Origin of the sequence: Vibrio sp. HA2012, assembly GCF_002812955.1 — a bacterium.
Taxonomy (GTDB): domain Bacteria; phylum Pseudomonadota; class Gammaproteobacteria; order Enterobacterales; family Vibrionaceae; genus Vibrio.
Window position 1 is genome coordinate 1 of sequence record NZ_PFXK01000006.1, and the last position, 23,746, is coordinate 23,746.

A 23,746-nucleotide genomic window follows, 5' to 3' on the forward strand; every position below is an offset into this window, starting at 1 on the left:
AGCATCTAATCATAAGACTTTATTTGGTAAAAAGTTTAGTGGAGCGGTAGTTCAGTTGGTTAGAATACCGGCCTGTCACGCCGGGGGTCGCGGGTTCGAGTCCCGTCCGCTCCGCCACTTATTAGAGAGTCGTCTCATTAAACACGAACTACAGGGGTGTAGCTCCAATTGGCAGAGCAGCGGATTCCAAATCCGCGTGTTGGGAGTTCGAATCTCTCCACCCCTGCCATTATTAAAAGCCTCAGTCGTAAGACTGGGGCTTTTTTACGTCTGCAGTCTGAGTGTCGTAGCTCCAATTGGTAAAGCAGCGGATTCCGTCAATACCAAAAATCAGCGCGTGTTGGGAGTTCGAATTTCGCCACCCCTGTCATATTTAAGAAGTCTCTGTCAAAGATAGGTTTTTTCATATCTTAATTTTTTCTATTTCCTTATATGAAGTCCTTTTCCTTTCTTTAAGAATAACCGTTAGCTTCGATAGAGAAACTCTTTCGTCATCACGATGATTTCTGCTCGACATCACAAATCTCTTCGGTTAATCTGGCTATATAGACGTCTAGATAGCTTATGGAGAAAGCCGTGCCAATTAAGATTCCCGATCAACTGCCTGCATCCGATGTACTACGTCAGGAAAATATTTTTGTGATGTCTGAATCACGAGCTTCCACTCAGGAAATCCGTCCTCTAAAGGTATTGATTCTGAATCTGATGCCGAAAAAGATTGAAACGGAAACTCAGTTTTTACGTCTTTTATCTAATAGCCCGCTTCAGGTCGATGTGGAATTGTTGCGTATTGATAACCGACCGAGCAGAAACACTCCGACAGAGCACCTGGATACTTTTTATCGCCAGTTTGAGATGGTAAAAGATCGTAACTTTGATGGTCTTATCATTACGGGGGCACCTCTGGGCTTGGTACAGTTTGAAGATGTGCTGTACTGGGATCATCTGCAGGTTATTATGAATTGGGCAAAAGATCACGTGACCTCGACCATGTTTGTCTGCTGGGCTGCGCAAGCTGGTCTAAAACTGCTTTATGGTCTACCGAAGAAAACCCGTAGGGAAAAATTATCCGGAGTCTATGTGCATAAGATTCATGAGCAGCATAATCCGATTCTGCGTGGTTTTGACGATACTTTTCTTGCTCCGCATTCCCGTTATGCTGATTTTTCTCCGGCCTATCTGGATGAACATACTGATTTGGATATTCTGGCAACATCTGATATCGCAGGGGTTTATCTGGCAGCGACCAAGGACAAACGCAATGTCTTTGTGACAGGTCATCCAGAGTATGATTCACACACCTTGCATAATGAATATGTCAGGGATGTAGGAGAAGGTATGGATCCGGCTATTCCGGTGAACTATTATCCAAACGATAACCCTGATAATGCGCCGACAGCAAGCTGGCGCAGCCATGGTCATCTGCTGTTTGCTAACTGGTTGAACTATTGTGTTTACCAGCGGACACCATATGATTTGGAACACTTCTCTGAAGATAATTTTACGAAAGATGACTAGTCTGTACATGGACAAGGATTGAGGCAGTACTGTGGGTGTAAGCAATACAAGACAACTAATTGAACAACAACTGAAACAACGTATTCTGATTTTGGATGGTGGTATGGGTACCATGATCCAGGGCTATAAGCTGAAAGAAGAAGATTACCGTGGTGAACGCTTTGCTGACTGGCATTGTGACCTGAAAGGTAATAATGACCTGCTGGTTCTGACTCAGCCTGAGATTATTAAAGATATCCATTCTGCTTATCTGGAAGCAGGTGCAGATATTCTGGAAACCAACAGTTTTAATGCGACGACGATCGCAATGGCTGACTATGATATGGAAAGCCTGAGCGAAGACATCAATTTTGAGGCAGCCAGACTAGCTCGTCAGGTTGCGGATGAGTGGACTGCAAAAACACCGGAAAAACCGCGTTTTGTTGCCGGTGTTTTAGGCCCGACCAACCGCACCTGTTCTATTTCTCCAGATGTGAATGACCCGGGTTTTCGAAACATTACTTTTGACGGGTTAGTTAAGGCTTACTCTGAGTCCACCCGAGCGTTGATCAAGGGTGGTGTGGATCTTATCCTTATCGAAACCATCTTTGATACCCTGAATGCCAAGGCGTGTGCGTTTGCTGTTGATACGGTATTTGAAGAACTGGGTATTAAGCTACCGGTAATGATCTCCGGTACTATCACAGACGCTTCCGGACGGACGCTTTCCGGTCAGACGACCGAAGCTTTCTATAACGCGCTGCGGCACGTGAACCCTATTTCGTTCGGCCTGAACTGTGCGTTGGGGCCGGATGAGCTGCGTCAGTATGTTGAAGAACTGTCGCGTATCTCTGAATGCTATGTGTCAGCTCACCCGAATGCTGGCTTGCCGAATGCCTTTGGTGAATACGACCTGTCAGACGCTGATATGGCGGTACATATTAAGGAATGGGCTGAAAGTGGCTTTCTGAATATTGTCGGCGGTTGTTGTGGTACTACACCGGATCATATTCGTGCTATGGCAGAAGTGGTAGCCAATGTGGCTCCTCGTAAACTGCCAGAGCTTTCAGTTGCGTGTCGTCTTTCAGGGCTTGAGCCACTGACAATTGAAAAAGACAGCCTGTTTATCAACGTGGGTGAGCGGACCAACGTGACCGGTTCTGCACGCTTCAAGCGGCTGATTAAAGAAGAAGCTTATGACGAAGCACTGGAAGTGGCTCGTCAGCAGGTGGAAAACGGCGCGCAGATCATCGATATCAATATGGATGAAGGCATGCTGGATGCGGAAGCGTGTATGGTGCGCTTCCTGAACCTGTGTGCTTCTGAGCCTGAAATCTCCAAAGTGCCGATTATGGTCGACTCTTCTAAATGGGAGGTGATCGAAGCTGGCCTGAAATGCATTCAGGGTAAAGGCATTGTTAACTCTATCTCGATGAAAGAAGGGAAAGAGAAGTTTATTCAGCAGGCAAAACTGATCCGCCGTTATGGTGCCGCGGTGATTGTGATGGCCTTTGACGAGGTGGGTCAGGCGGACACCCGTGAGCGTAAGCTGGAAATCTGTACCAATGCTTATCGTATTCTGGTGGATGAAGTGGGTTTCCCGCCGGAAGATATTATCTTTGACCCGAACATCTTTGCGGTAGCAACCGGTATTGATGAACACAATAATTACGCCGTCGACTTTATCGAAGCAGTAGGTGATATCAAACGAGACCTGCCGCACGCTATGATTTCTGGTGGTGTATCGAACGTTTCTTTCTCCTTCCGGGGTAATAACTACGTGCGAGAAGCGATTCACGCGGTATTCCTGTATCACTGCTTCAAGCGTGGTATGGATATGGGGATCGTGAATGCGGGTCAGCTGGAAATCTACGATAACGTACCTGAGAAGCTGCGTGATGCGGTAGAAGACGTGATCCTGAACCGTCATGCTGATGCGACAGAAAACTTGCTGGAGATAGCGGAAGAGTACCGTGAGAACGCTGTCGGTAAGCAGGAAGATGCTTCTGCACAGGAATGGCGAAGCTGGCCAGTAAACAAGCGTCTTGAACATGCGCTGGTGAAAGGCATTACCGAGTTTATTGTTGAAGATACGGAAGAGGCCCGTGTGAATGCCAGCAAACCACTGGAGGTCATTGAAGGCCCTCTGATGGATGGCATGAACGTGGTTGGTGACCTGTTCGGCGAAGGTAAAATGTTCCTCCCTCAGGTAGTGAAATCTGCCCGGGTGATGAAGCAGGCTGTTGGGCATCTTGAACCTTATATCAATGCGGAAAAGCAGGCGGGAACGTCTAACGGTAAGATCCTGTTGGCAACCGTAAAAGGGGATGTACACGATATCGGTAAGAATATCGTAGGTGTGGTGCTGCAGTGTAATAACTACGAGATCATCGACCTTGGTGTCATGGTACCGTGCGAGAAGATCCTGAAAGTTGCCAAAGAAGAAAATGTGGACTTGATTGGTCTCTCCGGTTTGATTACACCGTCTCTGGATGAAATGGTACACGTTGCCAAGGAAATGGAGCGGAATGGTTTTGATAAGCCGTTAATGATCGGTGGTGCGACCACATCCAAAGCGCATACCGCAGTGAAAATCGAGCAGAATTACAGTCATCCGGTGGTGTATGTCAGCAACGCATCGCGCGCTGTGGGCGTCTGCTCAGCACTGCTCTCTGATGAGCAGCGTCCGGCCTTTGTAGAAAAACTGGATGCAGAGTACGAACTGGTTCGTGAACAGCACAGCCGCAAGACACCGCGCACCAAGCCGATCACACTGGAGCAGGCAAGAGCCAACAAACTGGTAACGGACTGGGATAGTTATACCCCACCAGCACCGGTGAAACCGGGCGTGCATGTGTTCAGGGATATGGATGTGGCTACCCTGCGCGAGTATATCGACTGGACGCCGTTCTTTATGACCTGGTCTCTGTCCGGTAAATATCCGAAGATCTTCGATCACGAAGAAGTGGGCGAAGAGGCGAGAAAGTTGTTCAAGGATGCGAACGACTGGCTGGATCGCATCGAAGCGGAAGGACTGCTGAAAACAGCCGGTATCTGTGGTCTGTTCCCGGCGGCAAGTACCAATGAAGATATTGAAGTGTATGCCGATGAGTCACGTAATGAAGTGACCCAAGTACTGCATCATCTGCGTCAGCAAACCGAAAAACCTAGGGGAGCAAACTACTGTCTGTCGGACTTTATTGCGCCGAAAGAAAGTGGTAAGAGCGACTGGATTGGTATGTTTGCGGTGACCGGTGGCATCGGTGAGCGTGAGCTGGCAGATGAGTTTAAAGCCAAGGGTGATGACTACAACGCCATTATGATTCAGGCTGTGGCTGACCGTCTGGCAGAAGCTTTTGCAGAATACCTGCATCAGAAGGTTCGTACTGAAATCTGGGGCTATGCAGCGGATGAAAACCTGAGCAACGATGATCTGATCCGTGAGAAGTATCAGGGTATTCGCCCTGCGCCGGGTTATGCGGCTTGCCCTGAACACTCGGAAAAAGGCCCTATCTGGGATCTACTGGGTGTGGAAGAGCAGATCGGTATGCAACTGACAACTAGCTATGCTATGACGCCGGGTGCTTCGGTATCAGGCTGGTACTTCTCCCATCCAGATTCCCGTTACTTTGCGGTAGCGAAGATTCAGGAAGATCAACTGGATGACTATGCTCTGCGTAAAGGCTGGGGCAGGGAAGAAGCGGAAAGGTGGTTGGGCCCTAATCTGTCATAGAGTTTTGTCCGGATAAAAAGTCGTCATTCTTTATGTGTATATATCTATTGTCACACCATGTAACGGATGACGATTTTTTATCTTTTAGCAGGGCGAAATATGCAACATTAACTTATCTTAGTAATGCGGTGGTGGGGTCTCTTCCGATTCATCCGCCAGATTCGATGTGTCCATACTCTTAATTTTGCCTACGACAAAACGCATCTGTTCCTGCATCTTACTGATCAGCAATTGTTGCTGACTGAGAGCCTCATTTAATTCATCAATGGTCTGTTCCTGAAAGGCTAGTTTGCATTCTAAATCTTCAATTTTGTATTCCAGAGCATCAAGGCTCTGTGTCTGTTTATCGTTCATAAGTGTTAATCGTCTATTGTCCATGCCTGAGCAACTCCAGCAGAAGTTCCTGATATTACCCGGTTTTGATGATCAAAGGCGGCATCATACACTACTGCTGTGGGCGGGCGTGCATCTTTTAATGGTAAAGAATCCCAGCCCTGTATTTTTTTTCCTGAGCTTGTGTGCCACAAATATACTCTGCCTGAGGGGGTTCCGGTAGCCAGTTTTTCTCCGGTGTCAGAAAAGCGGGCTGTTGTAAAAATAAGTTGCCGGGATAAGGATTTCAGGGCAGAGACTTTCCTGCCATCACGGAGATCCCAGATATACGCATCGTTTGCTCCATCTGATGTCAGAGCCAGTTTCCCGTCTCTTTGCAGTGCCACCCGGTTGATTCTTGCATCATGCTCAAACTGATAGAGAACCTGACCTGTATCGGTATCCCACAGGTAGGCTTTGTAGTCATTTCCTCCAGAGAGTGCAAAGTGGCCATTGGCTGACAATGCGACAGAATTGACTTTTTCCCTGTGGGCAAGGAACTCTAGACGTCTTCCGGTGACTAAGTTGACGTAGATAGCTTTACCATTAGACAGGCCCAGCAGGATCTGCTCGCCATTGCTGGCTATATCGACATCGCGGATAAGTCCGTCAGAAATCGACCATAACCCTTTGGCTTGTGTCCAGGATAGATCCCAGACCGCAAAGTTCTGCTGTGTGGCGGTAATGGCGAATCGGCCATTATCCGAGATCCTTATCCGGGAAACCGTATTCCCTGCCGGATCCTGTTTTCCCAGTTCGGCCAGCTCCTTATTTTCCTGTAGATCCCACAGAAGAAGCTGACGTTGTTTTGAGTAGAGTAGGGCAAACCGGCCATCACGGCTGAGGGCAAAACTGGTGGTGCCTGTTGGTTCGATAACCCAGCGCTGGTCGTCATTGTCAGAAAAGAAACAGCCATTTAACAGTAGGCTGACAATGAAAATAAGCGCTGAATGAGAGATTGTTCGCATCACAATAGAGATTCCGGTTTGTGTCGAAAGGTATATACCTAGTATATTGATACATCAGACTATTTGCACACTCAGGCAAGTATATCAAGGTGTATAAAACGAAAATGGCATGGCCATTCAATTGGAGAATTTAATGAAACCTTTTTTTAAAGTGTCCCTGTTAGCTGCAACTGTAATGCTTGCGGTTGGTTGTCAAAAAGAAGAAGCACCAAAAACGGAAGCGACGCCACAGGTTCAGACTGAAGCGGCTAAGGCAGAACAATTTGCTTCGGAAGATGATAAAGCGGCTTATGCTATTGGTGTTTCTTTTGCTAATTACCTGTCGACCAGTATCGGAAAACCGGCTGAATTTGGTATTGAGCTGAAAAAAGAGCTGGTGCTACAGGGTATTCAGGATGTGTTTGCTGAGAAATCGGTACTGAATGACGAAGAAACACGTCAGGTACTGGAAGCTCTGGACAAACGTGTTGCTGAGAAGATGCAGCAACAGGCAGCAGAAAAAGCGGCAGCGGCAAAACAGGCGGGTGATGATTTCCGTGCTGAGTTTGAAAAAGAAGAAGGCGTACAGAAAACAGACTCTGGCCTGCTATACAAAGTACTGACACCGGCCGAAGGGGAAAAGCCGACAGAAACGGATACAGTTGAGGTTCATTACACCGGTACTTTGATTGACGGCACTAAGTTCGACAGCTCTTATGACCGTAATCAGACAGCAACGTTTCCTCTGGATCGTGTGATCCCAGGTTGGACTGAAGGTGTACAACTGATGACAGTTGGCTCCAAATATAAGCTCGTTCTCCCACCAGAACTGGCTTATGGTGATCAGGATACACAGGCTATTCCGGCTAATTCCACTTTGATTTTTGAAGTTGAGCTGATCAGCATTAATAAGGATGAGGCTGGCGAAGACGAAGCGGCTGCTGAATAAGCAAACGACCTGGCTTGTTGTTTTTGAACAGAAGCTGAGGGTGGTGAAAACAGCTGAAGACCCGGAATTTTCGGGTCTTTTTCGTATTAGGCTCTCCATAATTGACCCAAAATGGTACGCTATTCAAATTTTCTGATAAAATTGCGTCAATTTGTTGATTATTTGTTCTGGGACGGGAAAACGTGACTACTACCGAAGCATTACACGCTGATGCGTTACTTGAAATGGAATCCGTTGTGGTAGAGCCATTTACCAAAGAAGATCTCACTATCCTGAAATCTTACGAAGCTGTGGTAGATGGTTTGGCAAGTTTGATCGGACCTTTCTGTGAAATTGTTCTTCATTCGCTGGAAAGTCTGGATACCTCGGCAATTCGTATTGCGAACGGAGAAAATACCGGGCGTCAGGTTGGTTCGCCGATCACTGATATGGCACTGAAAATGTTGAAAGATATTGAAGGTTCTGAGCGTAACTTCTCTCGTCCTTACTTTACCCGAGCCAAGGGCGGGATCCTGATGAAATCAATTACGATTGCTATCCGCAATGGTAATAACCGGGTGATTGGTCTGCTTTGTATTAACGTCAATCTGGATGCCCCTTTTTCTCAAATTCTGCAATCCTTTATGCCGACGGAAGATGCAAAGGAAGCGGCTTCATCTGTGAATTTTGCCAGTGATGTCGTTGAGCTGGTGGATCAAACTGTTGAACATACGATAGAAGAAATCAATGGTGATAAGTCCGTATCCAACAATACCAAAAACCGTCAGATAGTCATGGATCTGTACGATAAAGGTATTTTTGATATCAAAGATGCTATTAACCGGGTTGCAGAAAGATTGAATATTTCTAAACATACCGTCTATCTTTATATACGACAACGTAAAACAGAGGAAGGTGAGAAGTGAGTCTGAATTACACCCTGCTGGTAACAGGATCCGTTTATGGGAGCCAGTCGGCTCGTAATGCGTATGGCTTTGCCTGTGCATTGCTGGAAAAAGGCCATAAACTGACCTCTGTGTTCTTTTATCAGGACGGGGTGTCTAACGGCTCTGACTTAGTCATTCCGGCCAATGATGAATTTGATTTAACTCAGGCATGGCAGAAACTGGCATTGGAGCACGGTGTTAGCCTGGAAACGTGTGTTGCCGCGGCGTTGCGCCGGGGGGTATTAAGCAAACAGGAAGCTGAGCAGCATAACCGGGATCATCACAACCTGGCACACGGGTTTGAACAGGTTGGTCTGGGCAGTCTGGCAGAAGCATTACTGACTCAGGATAGGGTGGTACAGTTTTGAGTAAAATTGCATTTGTGTTTCGCTCCCACCCTCACAGTACAGCATGTGGGCGAGAGGGATTAGATGCTCTACTGGCTGCTTCTGCATACAGTGAAGAGTTGCAGGTGTTTTTTCTTGGTAATGGTGTCACTCAACTGATCTCCGGGCAGGATACTACAGGGATTTATTCCCGTGATTATCTGCCAGCATTCAGGTTAATGGAACTGTACGATATAGAGAATGTATTGATCTGCCAGTCATCTATGCAGGAATATGGGCTGAGCCCAGATGATCTCCTGATTCAGGGAGTAATCCTTCCCCGGGCAGAAATTGGTGCAAGGCTGAGTGAATGCCATAAGGTAATTACTTTCTGATAGCTGGTTCAGCTTTTTATTTCACATCATGAGTGAGCAAAAACGGACACAACATGTTGCACATTATAAAACATCATCAGTCTCTGGCTCAGGCTTTGACTTATGTCGATGCTGAAGATCCTATTCTTTTGGTAGAAGATGGGATATATGCAGCCTTGACTTGTCATATTTCTCATACTGCACTGACACAAAATGCCAACCCATTCTATGTTCTGCTACCGGATATCAAGGCCAGAGGGCTGGATAAACGGGCAATAAGTGAAGTTGAACTGATCGATTTCTCCGGATTTGTTGAATTGACGGAACAGAATATCACTATGATGACCTGGTAGTTTGTCACTTCGGTCAATATTACGGAGAGTCTGACAACCTGCTGTATAAAAAAGATCCGTATATTTCTTGACACACCTTCCATCCATGCATAGAATTTTGCGTCCCTAAATGTACATGGTGAATGTCCATGAAACACGATGGGATATAGATTTTTCACAAAGCTTACTTTAAGTAATATCAGGAGCTAGTTAATGGCAACTATTAACCAGTTGGTACGTAGTCCTCGCGTTAAGCAAGTTGTTAAAAGCAACGTGCCAGCGCTGGAAGCGTGCCCACAAAAACGTGGTGTATGTACTCGTGTTTACACTACTACACCTAAAAAACCTAACTCAGCACTTCGTAAAGTTTGTCGTGTACGTCTGACAAACGGTTTCGAAGTAACTTCGTACATCGGCGGTGAAGGCCACAACCTTCAGGAACACTCAGTTGTTCTAATCCGTGGTGGTCGTGTTAAAGACCTTCCAGGTGTGCGTTACCACACTGTTCGTGGTGCACTTGACTGTGCAGGCGTAAATGACCGTAAGCAAGGTCGTTCTAAGTACGGTGTGAAACGTCCTAAGTCTTAATATTTCTCTGTAAAGAAAGCGTTAAGTAAGGCCAAACACTAAATTAATTTGTATTTTTTGATAAAACTGAAAAGTTTTGGATAAAACCTGAAGAAGACAACGGAGAATATTCCATGCCACGTCGTCGCGTTATTGGTCAGCGTAAGATCCTTCCAGATCCAAAGTTCAAATCTGAACTGCTGGCAAAATTTGTAAACATCGTTATGGTTGACGGTAAGAAATCAACTGCTGAAAAAATCGTATACGGTGCACTAGATACTATGGCTGAGAAATCTGGCAAAGATCACTTAGCTGTATTTGAAGAAGCTCTTGAAAATGTTCGCCCTGCGGTAGAAGTTAAATCTCGCCGTGTGGGTGGTTCAACTTATCAGGTGCCTGTAGAAGTACGTCCGGTTCGCCGTAACGCACTTGCTATGCGCTGGTTGGTTGAAGCTGCGCGTAAGCGTGGTGAGAAATCTATGGCTGCTCGTCTGGCTGCTGAAATGCTGGACGCATCAGAAAACAAAGGTACTGCTGTGAAGAAACGTGAAGATGTTCACCGCATGGCAGAAGCGAACAAAGCGTTTGCTCATTACCGTTGGTAATACCTTTTCAGTGCTGCAAGATTCCTTGCAGCACTTCTTTAGTTCCTATGCTTATGCTAGGAACTATTGCTATATCTAGAGGACAGTATTTTTCTCGAAGATAGTTTTTAGCTGAGAACGTTTTTAGCTATAGCAATAGTCCCTATCTCTAATAAGAGGATTCAATCGTGGCTCGCAAAACTCCTATTGAGCGCTACCGTAATATCGGTATCTGTGCTCACGTAGATGCAGGTAAAACTACCACTACTGAGCGTATTCTATTCTACACCGGCCTTTCTCATAAAATCGGCGAAGTGCATGATGGTGCTGCAACCATGGACTGGATGGAGCAGGAGCAAGAACGTGGTATTACTATCACTTCCGCTGCGACGACAACCTTCTGGCGCGGTATGCAGGCACAGTTTGACGAACACCGTATCAATATTATCGATACTCCGGGACACGTAGACTTCACTATTGAAGTGGAGCGTTCTTTACGTGTGCTTGATGGTGCCGTAGTGGTGTTCTGTGGTGCTTCCGGTGTTGAACCTCAGTCTGAAACGGTATGGCGTCAGGCAGACAAATATCATGTTCCACGTATGGTGTTTGTGAATAAGATGGACCGTGCCGGCGCAGATTTCCTGCGTGTGGTTAACCAAATTAAAGATCGTCTTGGTGCGAATCCAGTTCCAATCCAGTTAAATATTGGTGCGGAAGATGAATTCAAAGGTGTTATCGACCTTATCAAGATGAAAGCAATCAACTGGAACGAAGCCGATCAGGGCATGACCTTCACTTATGAAGAGATTCCGGAGGATATGCTGGAACTGGCAGAAGAGTGGCGCAATCATATGATTGAAGCTGCAGCTGAAGCCAATGAAGAATTAATGGAAAAATACCTTGAAGACGGCGAACTGACAGAAGAAGAGCTGAAGCAAGGTCTGCGTACCCGTACACTAAACAATGAAATTGTGCTGGCCACTTGTGGTAGTGCATTTAAGAACAAAGGTGTACAGGCCGTACTTGATGCTGTTATCGAGTATCTTCCGGCTCCTGTTGATGTGCCGTCAATCAAAGGTCATGATGAAGACGAGAATGAGATCGAACGTCATGCTGATGATAACGAACCATTTTCAGCTCTTGCATTTAAGATTGCGACGGACCCATTTGTAGGTACGTTAACCTTTATGCGTGTTTACTCTGGTGTAGTGAATTCCGGGGATACCGTCTATAACTCAGTGAAGCAAAAGCGTGAGCGTTTTGGCCGTATCGTACAGATGCACTCAAATAAGCGTGAAGAAGTGAAAGAAATTCGCGCCGGTGACATCGCAGCTGCGATTGGTTTGAAAGATGTGACTACAGGGGATACCCTGTGTGATCAGGGTCATAAAGTGATTCTGGAGCGTATGGAATTCCCTGAACCGGTTATCCAGATTGCTGTAGAACCACGCTCTAAAGCTGATCAGGAAAAAATGGGTATGGCACTGGGTAAACTGGCTGCTGAAGACCCGTCATTCCGTGTCGAAACCGATGACGAAACCGGTCAGACACTGATTTCAGGTATGGGTGAACTGCATCTGGACATCATTGTTGATCGAATGAAAAGAGAATTCAGTGTGGACTGTAACGTGGGTAAACCTCAGGTTGCATACCGCGAAACCATCCGTGGTAAAGCTGAAGTAGAAGGCAAATTTGTTCGCCAGTCCGGTGGTCGAGGTCAGTATGGTCATGTATGGCTGAAACTGGAACCGTCAGAAACTGGTGAAGGGTTTGTATTCGTAGACGAGATCGTGGGTGGTGTAGTTCCTAAGGAATACATCAGCTCGGTAGCGAAAGGTATCGAGGAGCAGATGAATAACGGTGTGCTGGCCGGCTATCCTGTATTGGATGTCAAAGCAACCCTGTTTGACGGCTCGTACCATGATGTTGACTCTAGTGAGATGGCGTTTAAAATCGCTGGCTCAATGGCGTTCAGGAAAGGGGCTCTCGAAGCGCAGCCCGTTCTTCTTGAACCAATGATGAAGGTTGAAGTAACCACTCCTGAAGACTGGATGGGTGATGTGGTAGGTGATTTGAACCGTCGCCGCGGCATTATCTCGGGTATGGAAGACGGCAATGCTGGTCTGAAAATTATCCGTGCCCAGGTACCACTTTCAGAAATGTTTGGTTACGCAACCGACCTGCGTTCTGCAACGCAAGGCCGTGCATCGTACTCTATGGAATTTTCCGAGTATGCTGAAGTGCCGAAAAACGTAGCAGATGCTATTATTGCAGAGCGTAGTTAAACAATCATTGTCACAATGAATGTATTGCGTTGACGAAAGTTGACGCATAAAATAGCAAATTCTGGCGCGCCCTGAATAACGATACTCGGGGCGAATCATAACTAGGAAGGAACACGATCGTGTCTAAAGAAAAATTTGAACGTACGAAACCGCACGTAAACGTTGGTACTATCGGCCACGTTGACCACGGTAAAACAACTCTAACAGCAGCAATCTGTACTGTACTTTCTAAAGTATACGGCGGTGCAGCACGTGACTTCGCATCAATCGATAACGCTCCAGAAGAGCGTGAACGCGGTATCACCATCGCTACTTCACACGTAGAGTACGACACTCCAAGCCGTCACTATGCACACGTAGACTGCCCAGGACACGCTGACTATGTTAAAAACATGATCACTGGTGCTGCGCAAATGGACGGTGGCATCCTGGTTGTTGCTGCAACAGATGGTCCAATGCCACAAACTCGTGAGCACATCCTGCTAGGCCGTCAGGTTGGTATCCCTTACATCATCGTATTCATGAACAAATGTGACATGGTAGATGACGAAGAGCTGCTAGAACTAGTAGAAATGGAAGTACGTGAACTGCTGTCTGAGTACGATTTCCCAGGTGATGACCTACCAGTAATCCAGGGTTCAGCACTAGGCGCGCTAAATGGCGAAGCACAGTGGGAAGAGAAAATCATCGAGCTAGCAAAAGCACTTGATGAGTACATCCCAGAACCAGAGCGTGCAGTAGACATGCCGTTCCTGATGCCAATCGAAGACGTATTCTCAATCCAGGGTCGTGGTACAGTAGTAACAGGCCGTATCGAGCGTGGTATCCTGAAAGTGGGTGATGAAGTAGCAATCGTGGGTATCCACGAAACTACAACAACGACCTGTACTGGTGTAGAGATGTTCCGTAAGCTTCTAGACGAAGGTCGTGCGGGTGAGAACGTTGGTGCCCTACTACGTGGTACTAAACGTGACGAAGTAGAGCGTGGTCAGGTACTGGCTAAGCCTGGTTCAATCACTCCACACACTAAGTTCGAATCAGAAGTATACGTACTGTCAAAAGATGAAGGTGGTCGTCACACACCATTCTTCAAAGGCTACCGTCCACAGTTCTACTTCCGTACAACTGACGTAACTGGTAACATCGAGCTGCCAGAAGGCGTAGAAATGGTAATGCCTGGTGATAACATCAAGATGACTGTAGAGCTAATCGCACCAATCGCGATGGACGAAGGTCTGCGCTTCGCGATCCGTGAAGGTGGCCGTACAGTAGGTGCTGGTGTTGTTGCTAAAATCTTCGAATAATATTATTCGTTAGATATTTGCGATAATCGCATCTGAAAAGGGAAGCTTCGGCTTCCCTTTTTGATCTTCCATTTATTTTCGATTATTTTTCATCCTCTGCTTGCAACCCCTTCTTCAAGCTGTATAATATCGCGCACTGGCTTAGCCAGTTGTGAACCAATGAGCACTGAGGAGCAGACTTTCCGTCTGGTAACGTATACTCAGCTTATGTTCGCGGTTAATAAAATATTAGCGTAATAGTTAATTCAAATTTAACTGACAATGTTTCCTAATCTTGGAAGCTACGGTTTCACATAAATCAATCGGCATTCTCTCGTCTTGACGAGTTTGAGTGGCGATATTGTTTGTGTAATTTATTTAATTTGGAGCTCTGTCTCATGCAGAACCAACGTATCCGTATCCGCCTAAAGGCTTTCGATTACAAACTGATCGACCAGTCTACAGCGGAAATCGTAGAAACAGCAAAACGTACCGGCGCACAGGTTCGTGGTCCAATTCCACTGCCAACCCGTAAAGAGCGTTTCACTGTTCTTATCTCTCCACACGTTAACAAGAAAGCTCGTGATCAGTACGAAATTCGTACTCATAAGCGTCTGATCGACATTGTTGAGCCAACAGACAAGACTGTTGATGCTCTGATGCGTCTAGACCTTGCTGCAGGCGTTGACGTTCAAATTAGCCTAGGTTAAGGGAGATTAGAAGAATGATTGGTCTAGTCGGACGTAAAGTGGGTATGACCCGCGTATTTACCGAAGAAGGCGTTTCTATCCCAGTAACAGTTGTTGAAGTAGAAGCTAACCGTGTAACTCAAGTTAAAACTCTTGAGACTGATGGTTACGCAGCAATTCAGGTAACTGCTGGTGCTAAGAAAGCTAGCCGTGTAACTAAGCCAGAAGCTGGTCACTATGCGAAAGCAGGTGTTGAAGCTGGCCGCGGTCTTTGGGAATTCCGTTTAGAAAACGGCGAAGAGTTTGAAGTTGGTGCTGAACTGACTGTTGAACTGTTCAACGAAACTAAAAAAGTAGACGTTACTGGTACATCTAAGGGTAAAGGTTTCCAAGGTGCTGTTAAGCGCTGGAACTTCCGTACTCAAGATATGACTCACGGTAACTCTTTGTCTCACCGTGCTCCTGGTTCTATCGGTCAATGTCAGACTCCAGGTCGCGTATTTAAAGGCAAGAAAATGGCAGGTCACATGGGTGCTGAGCGCGTAACGACTCAAAACCTGGAGATCGTACGTGTTGACGCTGAACGCAATCTGCTTCTTATCAAAGGTGCAGTACCTGGTTCAACTGGCGGCGACGTGATCGTTAAACCAGCTGTTAAAGCATAACGTCTAGGAGTAAGTAATGGAATTGATGGTTAAAGGTGCTGATGCACTAACTGTTTCCGAAACTACTTTCGGACGTGAGTTCAACGAAGCTCTTGTACATCAGGTAGTTGTTGCGTATGCAGCAGGTGCTCGTCAAGGCACTCGTGCTCAAAAAACTCGTTCTGAAGTATCAGGCGGCGGTGCTAAGCCTTGGCGTCAAAAAGGTACTGGCCGTGCGCGTGCTGGTACAATTCGTAGCCCAATCTGGCGTACAGGTGGTGTTACTTTTGCTGCGAAACCACAAGATCACAGCCAAAAAGTAAACAAGAAAATGTACCGTGGTGCTATGAAGAGCATTCTTTCTGAGCTTGTTCGTCAAGAGCGTTTAATCGTTGTTGATAACTTCTCAGTAGAAGCACCAAAAACTAAAGAGCTAGTAGCTAAGCTTAAAGAACTTGAGCTTAACGATGTTCTGATTGTGACTGGCGAAGTAGATGAGAATCTATTCTTAGCTGCTCGTAACCTGTACAAAGTTGACGCACGTGACGTTGCTGGTATCGATCCAGTAAGCCTGATCGCGTTCGACAAGGTTCTAATGACAGCGGAAGCTGTTAAGCAAGTTGAGGAGATGCTGGCATGATCAATGAAGAGCGTCTACTAAAGGTTCTACGTGCTCCACATATCTCTGAAAAAGCAACTATGGCTGCAGAGAAAGCGAACACTATCGTTTTCAAAGTAGCAAAAGATGCAACTAAAAAAGAGATCAAAGCAGCTGTAGAAAAGCTATTTGAAGTTGAAGTTAAGTCTGTAAACACTCTTGTGCTTAAGGGTAAAACCAAGCGTCAGGGTCTACGCCAAGGTCGCCGCAGCGACGTTAAGAAAGCGTATGTAACTCTGAAAGAAGGTCAGGATCTTGACTTCGTTGGCGGTGCGGAATAACAGGAGTAGTTGAACAATGGCTATTGTTAAGTGTAAGCCGACTTCCCCTGGTCGTCGTCATGTAGTTAAAGTTGTTAACGCTGACCTGCACAAGGGTAAGCCATACGCACCTCTTCTGGAGAAAAACTCTAAGAATGGTGGTCGTAACAACAACGGTCGTATCACAGTACGTCACATCGGCGGTGGTCATAAACACCACTACCGTGTAATTGACTTCAAACGTACTAAAGACGGTATCCCTGCGAAGGTTGAGCGTCTGGAATACGATCCAAACCGTAGCGCAAACATTGCTCTAGTTCTGTATAAAGACGGTGAGCGTCGCTACATCATTGCACCAAAAGGCATTCAAGCTGGTGATCAGATCCAGTCTGGTGTTGATGCGCCAATCAAAGCAGGTAACACTCTGCCGATGCGCAACATTCCAGTTGGTTCTACTGTTCACTGTGTTGAACTGAAGCCTGGTAAAGGTGCACAACTTGCTCGTTCTGCAGGTGCATATGCACAAATCGTCGCTCGCGACGGTGCTTATGTAACTCTACGCCTACGTTCTGGCGAAATGCGCAAAGTACTTTCTGAAGGCCGTGCAACAATCGGTGAAGTGGGTAACTCTGAGCACATGCTACGTGAACTGGGTAAAGCCGGTGCTAACCGCTGGCGCGGTGTTCGTCCTACCGTTCGCGGTGTGGTAATGAACCCGGTAGACCACCCACACGGTGGTGGTGAAGGCCGTACATCTGGTGGTCGTCACCCAGTATCTCCATGGGGTATGCCAACTAAAGGCTTTAAGACCCGTAAGAACAAGCGCACTGACAAGTACATCGTACGTCGTCGTAACAAGTAATCTATTAAAGAGGATAAGCCATGCCACGTTCTCTCAAGAAAGGTCCTTTTATTGACCTACACTTGCTGAAGAAGGTAGAGAAAGCGGTGGAAAGCGGAGACAAAAAGCCTATTAAGACTTGGTCCCGTCGTTCAATGATCATACCTACAATGATCGGTTTGACCATCGCTGTCCATAATGGTCGTCAGCACGTTCCAGTATTTGTAACTGATGAAATGATCGGTCACAAACTGGGTGAATTTGCACCAACTCGTACTTATCGCGGTCACGCTGCAGATAAGAAAGCGAAGAAGAAATAAGGAGTAGATAATGGAAGCTATCGCTAAACATAACTTTGCTCGTATTTCTCCACAGAAAGCTCGCTTAGTTGCAGATCTCATTCGTGGTAAATCTGTTGACCAGGCTCTGGAAATTCTGACTTTCAGCAACAAAAAAGCTGCTGTATTGGTTAAGAAAGTTCTTGAGTCAGCAATCGCTAACGCAGAACACAACGAAGGTGCAGATATCGACGATCTTAATGTTGCTAAGATCTTCGTAGATGAAGGCCCTGTCATGAAGCGTATTATGCCTCGTGCTAAAGGCCGTGCGGATCGTATCTTGAAGCGTTCTAGCCACATCACTGTTGTTGTTGCAGATCGCTAAGAGACTAGGAGAGTAAGCAATGGGTCAGAAAGTACATCCAAATGGTATTCGTCTTGGCATCGTTAAGCCTTGGAATGCTACATGGTTTGCTAATACCAAAGATTTCGCTGACAACCTAGACGGCGACTTCAAGGTACGTCAGTTCCTGACTAAGGAACTACAAAAAGCGTCTCTGTCACGCATCATTATCGAACGTCCTGCTAAGAGCATTCGTGTGACTATCCACACTGCTCGTCCAGGCGTTGTTATCGGTAAGAAAGGTGAAGACGTTGAGAAGCTACGCACTGCTGTAGCTAAAATTGCAGGTGTACCAGCGCAAATTAACATCGCTGAAGTACGTAAGCCTGAGCTGGACGCTCAACTTGTTGGCGACAGCATCGCGTCTCAGCTGGAACGTCGTGTTATGTTCCGTCGCGCTATGAAGCGTGCGGTACAGAACGCAATGCGTCTGGGTGCTAAGGGTATCAAGGTTGAAGTAAGCGGCCGTCTTGGCGGTGCTGAAATCGCGCGTACTGAATGGTACCGTGAAGGCCGTGTGCCACTACACACACTACGTGCTGATATTGATTACGCAACTTCTTCGGCTCACACCCAGTATGGTGTGATCGGCATCAAAACTTGGATCTTCAAAGGTGAGATTCTTGGTGGCATGCCGGCTGCTAACGCAGTAGAGCCAAAGGCTGATAAGCCTAAGAAGCAGCGTAAAGGCCGTAAATAAGGAGTCGACTGATGCTACAACCTAAACGTACTAAGTTCCGTAAGGTTCATACTGGTCGCAACCGTGGTCTGGCTAAAGGTACTGACGTAAGTTTTGGTACTTACGGCCTGAAAGCTGTTGGCCGTGGTCGTATCACTGCTCGTCAGATCGAAGCGGCTCGTCGTGCGATGACGCGTCACGTTAAGCGTCAAGGTCAAATCTGGATCCGTATTTTCCCAGATAAGCCTATCACTGAAAAACCACTTGAAGTTCGTCAGGGTAAGGGTAAAGGTAACGTTGAGTACTGGGTAGCCCAAATCCAACCGGGTAAGGTGATGTACGAAATGGGTGGTGTACCTGAAGAGTTGGCGCGTGAAGCGTTCCGCCTTGCGGCACGTAAACTGCCAATCAAAACAACATTTGTAACTAAGCAGGTGATGTGATGAAAGCACAAGATCTACGCGAAAAAAGCGTTGCAGAGCTTAATGACGAACTGATGAATTTGCTGCGCGAGCAGTTCAACCTGCGTATGCAGGCTGCGACTGGCCAGCTACAGCAAACTCATACTCTGAAAGCTGTACGCCGTGATATCGCACGTGTGAAAACTGTTCTGAATGAGAAGGCAGGCGCATAATGAGCGACAATATTCGTACTCAGCAAGGTCGTGTTGTTAGCGACAAGATGGACAAGTCTATCACTGTTGCTATCGAGCGTTTCGTGAAGCACCCAATTTACGGTAAGTTCGTAAAACGCACGACTAAAATACACGCACATGACGAAAACAACGAGTGTGGCATCGGCGACACTGTTGAAATTCGTGAATGTCGTCCACTGTCTAAGACTAAGTCTTGGACTCTGGTTCGAGTTGTAGAAAAAGCGAAAATCTAATTTTCCTTGATTTACAAGCTCTCAAACGGCTCCAAATTTTTTTTGGGGCCGTTTGTTTTTTGTCTACCCAATCACATAAAAGGGTGGTACAATTCGCAGCCCTTATAAAAGGCAGCCCGACCCGAGAGGGTCTAGTTTTATAATATTTAGCGGAGCACTAACATGATCCAAATGCAAAGCACACTCGAAGCCGCGGATAACTCCGGCGCTCGTAGAGTGATGTGTATTAAGGTTCTGGGTGGCTCACACCGCCGTTATGCACATATCGGTGACATCATCAAAGTTACAGTGAAAGAAGCAATTCCTCGCGGTAAAGTTAAAAAAGGTGATGTTCTGAAGGCGGTAGTAGTGCGCACCCGTAAAGGCGTACGTCGCCCTGACGGTTCTGTCATTCGCTTCGACCGTAATGCTTGCGTATTGTTGAACAACACTACTGAGCAACCAGTCGGCACACGTATCTTTGGTCCAGTGACTCGTGAACTTCGTAATGCGAAATTCATGAAGATTGTTTCACTGGCTCCAGAAGTTCTGTAAGGAGCGGCAACAATGGCAGCTAAAATCCGTCGTAATGACGAAGTAATCGTTCTTGCTGGTAAAGACAAAGGCAAGAAAGGTAAGGTAACTAAGGTTCTTTCTACCGGTAAAGTTATCGTTGAAGGTATCAACCTTGTGAAGAAACACCAGAAGCCTGTACCGGCTCTTGGTATCCAAGGTGGCATCGTTGAACAGGAAGCAGCTATCGATGCTTCTAACGTTGCAATCTTCAATGCGGCAACTGGTAAAGCAGACCGAGTAGGTTTCCGTTTCGAAGATGGTAAGAAAGTTCGTTTCTTTAAATCTAACAACGAAACCATTTCTAACTAATAGAAGTAATTTGGAGTTCTACTATGGCGAAACTGCATGATTACTACAAGTCGTCTGTAGTCGCTGAACTGACCAAACAGTTCGGTTACACAAGCGTCATGCAAGTCCCTAGGATTGATAAAATCACCCTAAACATGGGCGTTGGTGAAGCCATCAACGATAAGAAACTGCTGGAAAACGCAGCCTCTGATATGGCGATCATTTCTGGTCAAAAGCCACTTATCACTAAAGCGCGTAAATCTGTTGCAGGCTTCAAAATTCGTGAAGGCTACCCAATTGGTTGTAAAGTAACCTTGCGTGGCGAACGTATGTGGGATTTTCTTGAGCGTCTGATTTCAATCGCTCTTCCACGTGTACGTGACTTCCGTGGTGTTAGCGCTAAGTCTTTTGACGGACGCGGTAACTACAGCATGGGCGTTCGCGAGCAAATCATCTTCCCGGAAATCGACTACGATAAAGTCGATCGTGTGCGCGGTCTTGATATTACTATCACGACGTCTGCTGCAAACGATGAGGAAGGCCGTGCTCTGCTGGCTGCCTTTAACTTCCCATTCCGTAAGTAAGGTGAAGGGTTACTGTTATGGCTAAACAATCAATGAAGGCACGTGAAACAAAGCGTGCAAAGCTAGTTGCCAAGTATGCTGAAAAGCGTGCGGCACTAAAAGCTATCATCAGCGATGTAAACGCATCTGAAGAAGACCGTTGGAATGCAGTGCTTAAGCTGCAAGAACTTCCACGTGATTCAAGTGCATCACGTCAGCGCAACCGTTGCAACCAAACTGGTCGTCCACACGGTTACCTACGTAAATTCGGTCTATGCCGTATTAAGGTTCGTGAATCTTGCATGAAAGGCGAGATCCCGGGTCTTCGTAAGGCTAGCTGGTAATAATTGCCACTTAATCATTTGGAGAGAAATCTATGAGCATGCAAGATCCGATTTCGGATATGCTGACCCGTATTCGTAACGGTCAGGCAGCAAACAAAGTTGCTGTTAAAATGCCTTCTTCAAAGCTTAAAGTTGCAATTGCTACTTTGCTTAAGGCTGAAGGTTATATCGCTGATTTCGCTGTTGAAGGCGAAACCAAACCAGAACTGGAAGTGACTCTGAAGTACTTCCAGGCTAAACCAGTAATCGAGCAAATCCAACGTGTTTCACGTCCTGGTCTGCGCGTCTATAAGAACAAAGACTCGCTACCATCAGTGATGGGCGGTCTGGGTATTGCTGTAGTATCCACTTCCAAAGGTCTTATGACCGATCGTGCTGCACGTAAAGCCGGTCTTGGTGGTGAAATCATCGCCTACGTAGCGTAATAGGAGTAGAAAATGTCTCGTGTTGCTAAAGCACCTGTCGCTATTCCAGCTGGCGTAGAGGTGAAATTAAACGGCCAAGAAGTCACTGTAAAAGGTGCAAAAGGCGAACTGTCTCGTGTTTTTAACGATGCAGTAGTAATCGCACAGGAAGATAACAACCTTACTTTCGGTCCTAAAGAAGGTGTTGTAAACGCTTGGGCACAAGCAGGTACTGCTCGTGCACTAGTAAACAACATGGTTGTTGGTGTTACTGATGGCTTTACTAAGAAGCTTACCCTGAAAGGTGTTGGTTACCGTGCTGCCATTAAAGGCAACGCTGTTGCTCTGACACTGGGCTTCTCTCACCCTGTTGAGCATGAACTGCCAGCGGGTGTTAAAGCAGAATGTCCAAGCCAAACTGAAATTGTGATCACAGGTTGCGATAAGCAAGTTGTTGGTCAGGTTGCGGCTGATATTCGTTCTTACCGTGAGCCTGAGCCTTATAAAGGTAAAGGTGTTCGTTACGCAGATGAAAATGTGCGTACTAAAGAAGCTAAGAAGAAGTAAGGTAACACTATGGATAAGAAAGCATCTCGCATCCGTCGTGCTACACGTGCACGTCGTAAGATTGCAGAACTTCGCGTAGATCGCCTAGTTGTACACCGTACTCCTCGTCATGTGTATGCACAGGTTATTGCAGCGAATGGCTCTGAGGTTATCGCAGCAGCTTCTACTGTAGAAAAAGCGATCCGTGAGCAAGTTAAGAATACTGGTAACGTTGACGCTGCTAAAGCGGTAGGTAAAGCTATTGCTGAGCGCGCTATCGAAAAAGGCATCACAAGTGTTGCTTTCGATCGTTCTGGTTTCCAATACCACGGCCGTGTAGCTGCGCTGGCAGATTCTGCTCGCGAAGCTGGTCTGAAATTCTAAGGTAGGGTTTGGAAGATGGCTAAAGAACAAGCACAAGCACAAGCTACAGATCTGCAAGAAAAGCTGATCGCTGTAAACCGTGTATCTAAGACGGTTAAAGGTGGTCGTATTTTCAGCTTTACTGCTCTGACTGTAGTTGGTGATGGTAATGGCCGCGTTGGTTTCGGTTACGGCAAAGCTCGTGAAGTACCAGCGGCTATTCAAAAAGCAATGGAAAAAGCGCGTCGTAACATGATTACTGTTGCGCTTAATGACGGTACTCTTCACCATGCGGTGAAAGGTCGTCACACTGGCTCTAAAGTTTACATGCAGCCAGCTGCAGAAGGTACAGGTATCATCGCCGGTGGTGCGATGCGTGCAGTACTGGAAGTTGTAGGTGTTCACAACGTACTTGCGAAAGCATACGGTTCTACGAACCCTATCAATATCGTACGTGCGACGATTGATGGTTTGAGCGGCATGAAGTCACCAGAAATGGTTGCTGCTAAACGTGGTCTGACTGTTGAATCTATTTCGGAGTAATGATCATGGCAACTATTAAAGTAACTCAAACTAAAAGCTCAATCGGCCGACTACCAAAGCACAAAGCTACTTTGCGTGGTCTAGGTCTTCGTCGCATCAACCATACTGTTGAACTTGAAGATACACCATGTGTACGTGGTATGATCAATAAAGTTCAATACATGGTTAAAGTTGAGGAGTAATCAGAATGCGTTTGAATACTCTATCACCGGCTGCTGGCTCTAACCCTTCTAAGAAGCGTCTGGGTCGTGGTATCGGTTCTGGCCTGGGTAAAACTGGTGGCCGTGGTCACAAAGGTCAAAAATCACGTTCAGGCGGTACTGTTCGTCCAGGTTTTGAAGGCGGTCAAATGCCTCTGAAACAACGTCTGCCTAAATTCGGCTTCACTTCTCGCAAGAGTCTGGTGTCTGCTGAAGTTCGTCTAGGTGAACTAGCGAAGGTAGAAGGTGACGTAGTTGATCTGAACAGCCTGAAAGCTGCTAACATCATCACTAAGAATATCGAATTTGCAAAAATCGTTCTTTCTGGTGAAATCAGCAAAGCTGTGACTGTTAAAGGTCTACGCGTGACTAAAGGCGCTAAAGCTGCAATCGAAGCTGCAGGCGGTAAAATCGAGGAATAATCT

At 46.5% G+C, this 23,746-nt stretch carries 34 protein-coding genes and 2 tRNA genes; 34 read left to right on the plus strand and 2 right to left on the minus strand.

Going from position 1 to position 23,746, the window contains the following annotated elements; genetic code table 11:
* Nucleotides 1-40: 40 nt before the first annotated feature.
* The 4 genes from CSW98_RS11745 (at nt 41) to metH (ending at nt 5,230) form a co-directional block, all read left to right on the plus strand.
* A tRNA-Asp gene (locus CSW98_RS11745) sits at nt 41-117 on the plus strand.
* Between the two features lie 35 nt (nt 118-152).
* A tRNA-Trp gene (locus tag CSW98_RS11750) sits at nt 153-229 on the plus strand.
* 347 nt (nt 230-576) lie between these two features.
* On the plus strand, nt 577-1,518 hold the full coding sequence (metA, locus tag CSW98_RS11755; protein WP_100800917.1) for a homoserine O-acetyltransferase MetA: 942 nt from the start codon (nt 577-579) through the stop codon (nt 1,516-1,518).
* Between the two features lie 31 nt (nt 1,519-1,549).
* Nucleotides 1,550-5,230: a methionine synthase gene (gene metH, locus CSW98_RS11760; RefSeq protein ID WP_100800684.1), complete on the plus strand. Its 3,681-nt coding sequence runs from the start codon at nt 1,550-1,552 to the stop codon at nt 5,228-5,230.
* Between the two features lie 117 nt (nt 5,231-5,347).
* Here metH and CSW98_RS11765 read toward each other — a convergent pair whose 3' ends face one another.
* Complete coding sequence (locus CSW98_RS11765) at nt 5,348-5,584, minus strand: SlyX family protein (RefSeq protein WP_100800685.1); 237 nt, start codon at nt 5,582-5,584, stop codon at nt 5,348-5,350.
* A gap of 5 nt (nt 5,585-5,589) precedes the next feature.
* Nucleotides 5,590-6,570, minus strand: a complete 981-nt coding sequence (locus CSW98_RS11770) for a WD40 repeat domain-containing protein (RefSeq protein ID WP_100800686.1) — start codon at nt 6,568-6,570, stop codon at nt 5,590-5,592.
* Between the two features lie 133 nt (nt 6,571-6,703).
* On the opposite strand from CSW98_RS11770, the gene fkpA reads away from it, so the two are divergent.
* The 30 genes from fkpA to rplO all read left to right on the plus strand — a co-directional run bounded on the left by fkpA (nt 6,704) and on the right by rplO (nt 23,743).
* Nucleotides 6,704-7,498 carry an FKBP-type peptidyl-prolyl cis-trans isomerase gene (gene fkpA, locus CSW98_RS11775; protein WP_100800687.1) on the plus strand — a complete coding sequence of 265 codons (795 nt, stop codon included), beginning with the start codon at nt 6,704-6,706 and terminating at the stop codon, nt 7,496-7,498.
* A 182-nt stretch (nt 7,499-7,680) separates the two neighbouring features.
* The gene (locus tag CSW98_RS11780) at nt 7,681-8,403 is read left to right on the plus strand and encodes a helix-turn-helix transcriptional regulator (RefSeq protein WP_100800688.1); all 723 of its coding nucleotides are present in this window, start codon (nt 7,681-7,683) and stop codon (nt 8,401-8,403) included.
* Nucleotides 8,400-8,792 carry a sulfurtransferase complex subunit TusD gene (tusD, locus tag CSW98_RS11785; protein WP_100800689.1) on the plus strand — a complete coding sequence of 131 codons (393 nt, stop codon included), beginning with the start codon at nt 8,400-8,402 and terminating at the stop codon, nt 8,790-8,792. Before CSW98_RS11780 ends, tusD begins: the two co-directional genes overlap by 4 nt.
* Nucleotides 8,789-9,145: a sulfurtransferase complex subunit TusC gene (gene tusC, locus CSW98_RS11790; RefSeq protein WP_100800690.1), complete on the plus strand. Its 357-nt coding sequence runs from the start codon at nt 8,789-8,791 to the stop codon at nt 9,143-9,145. Before tusD ends, tusC begins: the two co-directional genes overlap by 4 nt.
* 53 nt (nt 9,146-9,198) lie before the next feature.
* On the plus strand, nt 9,199-9,477 hold the full coding sequence (gene tusB, locus CSW98_RS11795; RefSeq protein ID WP_100800691.1) for a sulfurtransferase complex subunit TusB: 279 nt from the start codon (nt 9,199-9,201) through the stop codon (nt 9,475-9,477).
* Between the two features lie 192 nt (nt 9,478-9,669).
* Nucleotides 9,670-10,044, plus strand: coding sequence for a 30S ribosomal protein S12 (gene rpsL, locus CSW98_RS11800; protein WP_100800692.1), 375 nt, complete (start codon nt 9,670-9,672; stop codon nt 10,042-10,044).
* A 113-nt stretch (nt 10,045-10,157) separates the two neighbouring features.
* On the plus strand, nt 10,158-10,628 hold the full coding sequence (gene rpsG, locus CSW98_RS11805; protein WP_100800693.1) for a 30S ribosomal protein S7: 471 nt from the start codon (nt 10,158-10,160) through the stop codon (nt 10,626-10,628).
* A gap of 167 nt (nt 10,629-10,795) precedes the next feature.
* Nucleotides 10,796-12,892, plus strand: a complete 2,097-nt coding sequence (gene fusA, locus CSW98_RS11810; RefSeq protein ID WP_100800694.1) for an elongation factor G — start codon at nt 10,796-10,798, stop codon at nt 12,890-12,892.
* 119 nt (nt 12,893-13,011) lie between these two features.
* On the plus strand, nt 13,012-14,196 hold the full coding sequence (tuf, locus tag CSW98_RS11815) for an elongation factor Tu (protein ID WP_100800695.1): 1,185 nt from the start codon (nt 13,012-13,014) through the stop codon (nt 14,194-14,196).
* Nucleotides 14,197-14,573: 377 nt separating this feature from the next.
* Nucleotides 14,574-14,885, plus strand: a complete 312-nt coding sequence (gene rpsJ, locus CSW98_RS11820; RefSeq protein ID WP_100800696.1) for a 30S ribosomal protein S10 — start codon at nt 14,574-14,576, stop codon at nt 14,883-14,885.
* Nucleotides 14,886-14,899: 14 nt separating this feature from the next.
* Complete coding sequence (rplC, locus tag CSW98_RS11825) at nt 14,900-15,529, plus strand: 50S ribosomal protein L3 (RefSeq protein WP_100800697.1); 630 nt, start codon at nt 14,900-14,902, stop codon at nt 15,527-15,529.
* A gap of 16 nt (nt 15,530-15,545) precedes the next feature.
* On the plus strand, nt 15,546-16,148 hold the full coding sequence (rplD, locus tag CSW98_RS11830; RefSeq protein ID WP_100800698.1) for a 50S ribosomal protein L4: 603 nt from the start codon (nt 15,546-15,548) through the stop codon (nt 16,146-16,148).
* Nucleotides 16,145-16,447 (plus strand): 50S ribosomal protein L23, encoded by a 303-nt coding sequence (gene rplW, locus CSW98_RS11835; RefSeq protein ID WP_100800699.1) that lies wholly within the window; start codon nt 16,145-16,147, stop codon nt 16,445-16,447. The genes rplD and rplW overlap by 4 nt, the downstream gene beginning before the upstream one ends.
* A 16-nt stretch (nt 16,448-16,463) precedes the next feature.
* Entirely contained in the window at nt 16,464-17,288 is an 825-nt protein-coding gene (rplB, locus tag CSW98_RS11840) for a 50S ribosomal protein L2 (RefSeq protein WP_100800700.1), read from the plus strand.
* Nucleotides 17,289-17,308: 20 nt separating this feature from the next.
* A complete protein-coding gene (gene rpsS, locus CSW98_RS11845) occupies nt 17,309-17,587 on the plus strand; it encodes a 30S ribosomal protein S19 (protein WP_001138114.1) in 279 nt (92 codons plus the stop codon).
* Nucleotides 17,588-17,597: 10 nt separating this feature from the next.
* Nucleotides 17,598-17,930, plus strand: coding sequence for a 50S ribosomal protein L22 (gene rplV / locus CSW98_RS11850; protein ID WP_026027327.1), 333 nt, complete (start codon nt 17,598-17,600; stop codon nt 17,928-17,930).
* A gap of 19 nt (nt 17,931-17,949) precedes the next feature.
* Complete coding sequence (gene rpsC, locus CSW98_RS11855; RefSeq protein WP_100800701.1) at nt 17,950-18,648, plus strand: 30S ribosomal protein S3; 699 nt, start codon at nt 17,950-17,952, stop codon at nt 18,646-18,648.
* An 11-nt stretch (nt 18,649-18,659) separates the two neighbouring features.
* A complete protein-coding gene (rplP, locus tag CSW98_RS11860) occupies nt 18,660-19,070 on the plus strand; it encodes a 50S ribosomal protein L16 (RefSeq protein ID WP_100800702.1) in 411 nt (136 codons plus the stop codon).
* Nucleotides 19,070-19,261: a 50S ribosomal protein L29 gene (rpmC, locus tag CSW98_RS11865; protein WP_100800703.1), complete on the plus strand. Its 192-nt coding sequence runs from the start codon at nt 19,070-19,072 to the stop codon at nt 19,259-19,261. The genes rplP and rpmC overlap by 1 nt, the downstream gene beginning before the upstream one ends.
* Nucleotides 19,261-19,515: a 30S ribosomal protein S17 gene (gene rpsQ / locus CSW98_RS11870; RefSeq protein WP_100800704.1), complete on the plus strand. Its 255-nt coding sequence runs from the start codon at nt 19,261-19,263 to the stop codon at nt 19,513-19,515. The genes rpmC and rpsQ overlap by 1 nt, the downstream gene beginning before the upstream one ends.
* Before the next feature lie 162 nt (nt 19,516-19,677).
* Nucleotides 19,678-20,049, plus strand: coding sequence for a 50S ribosomal protein L14 (rplN, locus tag CSW98_RS11875; protein ID WP_100800705.1), 372 nt, complete (start codon nt 19,678-19,680; stop codon nt 20,047-20,049).
* Between the two features lie 12 nt (nt 20,050-20,061).
* Entirely contained in the window at nt 20,062-20,379 is a 318-nt protein-coding gene (rplX, locus tag CSW98_RS11880) for a 50S ribosomal protein L24 (protein WP_100800706.1), read from the plus strand.
* Nucleotides 20,380-20,402: 23 nt separating this feature from the next.
* Nucleotides 20,403-20,942, plus strand: coding sequence for a 50S ribosomal protein L5 (gene rplE / locus CSW98_RS11885; protein WP_100800707.1), 540 nt, complete (start codon nt 20,403-20,405; stop codon nt 20,940-20,942).
* A gap of 17 nt (nt 20,943-20,959) precedes the next feature.
* Nucleotides 20,960-21,265, plus strand: a complete 306-nt coding sequence (rpsN, locus tag CSW98_RS11890; RefSeq protein WP_100800708.1) for a 30S ribosomal protein S14 — start codon at nt 20,960-20,962, stop codon at nt 21,263-21,265.
* Nucleotides 21,266-21,297: 32 nt separating this feature from the next.
* The gene (gene rpsH, locus CSW98_RS11895; protein WP_100800709.1) at nt 21,298-21,690 is read left to right on the plus strand and encodes a 30S ribosomal protein S8; all 393 of its coding nucleotides are present in this window, start codon (nt 21,298-21,300) and stop codon (nt 21,688-21,690) included.
* A gap of 12 nt (nt 21,691-21,702) precedes the next feature.
* On the plus strand, nt 21,703-22,236 hold the full coding sequence (gene rplF / locus CSW98_RS11900; protein WP_100800710.1) for a 50S ribosomal protein L6: 534 nt from the start codon (nt 21,703-21,705) through the stop codon (nt 22,234-22,236).
* A gap of 9 nt (nt 22,237-22,245) precedes the next feature.
* On the plus strand, nt 22,246-22,599 hold the full coding sequence (gene rplR, locus CSW98_RS11905) for a 50S ribosomal protein L18 (protein ID WP_100800711.1): 354 nt from the start codon (nt 22,246-22,248) through the stop codon (nt 22,597-22,599).
* A 15-nt stretch (nt 22,600-22,614) separates the two neighbouring features.
* Nucleotides 22,615-23,121, plus strand: coding sequence for a 30S ribosomal protein S5 (rpsE, locus tag CSW98_RS11910; protein WP_100800712.1), 507 nt, complete (start codon nt 22,615-22,617; stop codon nt 23,119-23,121).
* A gap of 2 nt (nt 23,122-23,123) precedes the next feature.
* Complete coding sequence (gene rpmD / locus CSW98_RS11915) at nt 23,124-23,303, plus strand: 50S ribosomal protein L30 (RefSeq protein WP_198517337.1); 180 nt, start codon at nt 23,124-23,126, stop codon at nt 23,301-23,303.
* A gap of 5 nt (nt 23,304-23,308) precedes the next feature.
* Nucleotides 23,309-23,743: a 50S ribosomal protein L15 gene (rplO, locus tag CSW98_RS11920; RefSeq protein WP_100800713.1), complete on the plus strand. Its 435-nt coding sequence runs from the start codon at nt 23,309-23,311 to the stop codon at nt 23,741-23,743.
* Nucleotides 23,744-23,746 lie beyond the last annotated feature (3 nt).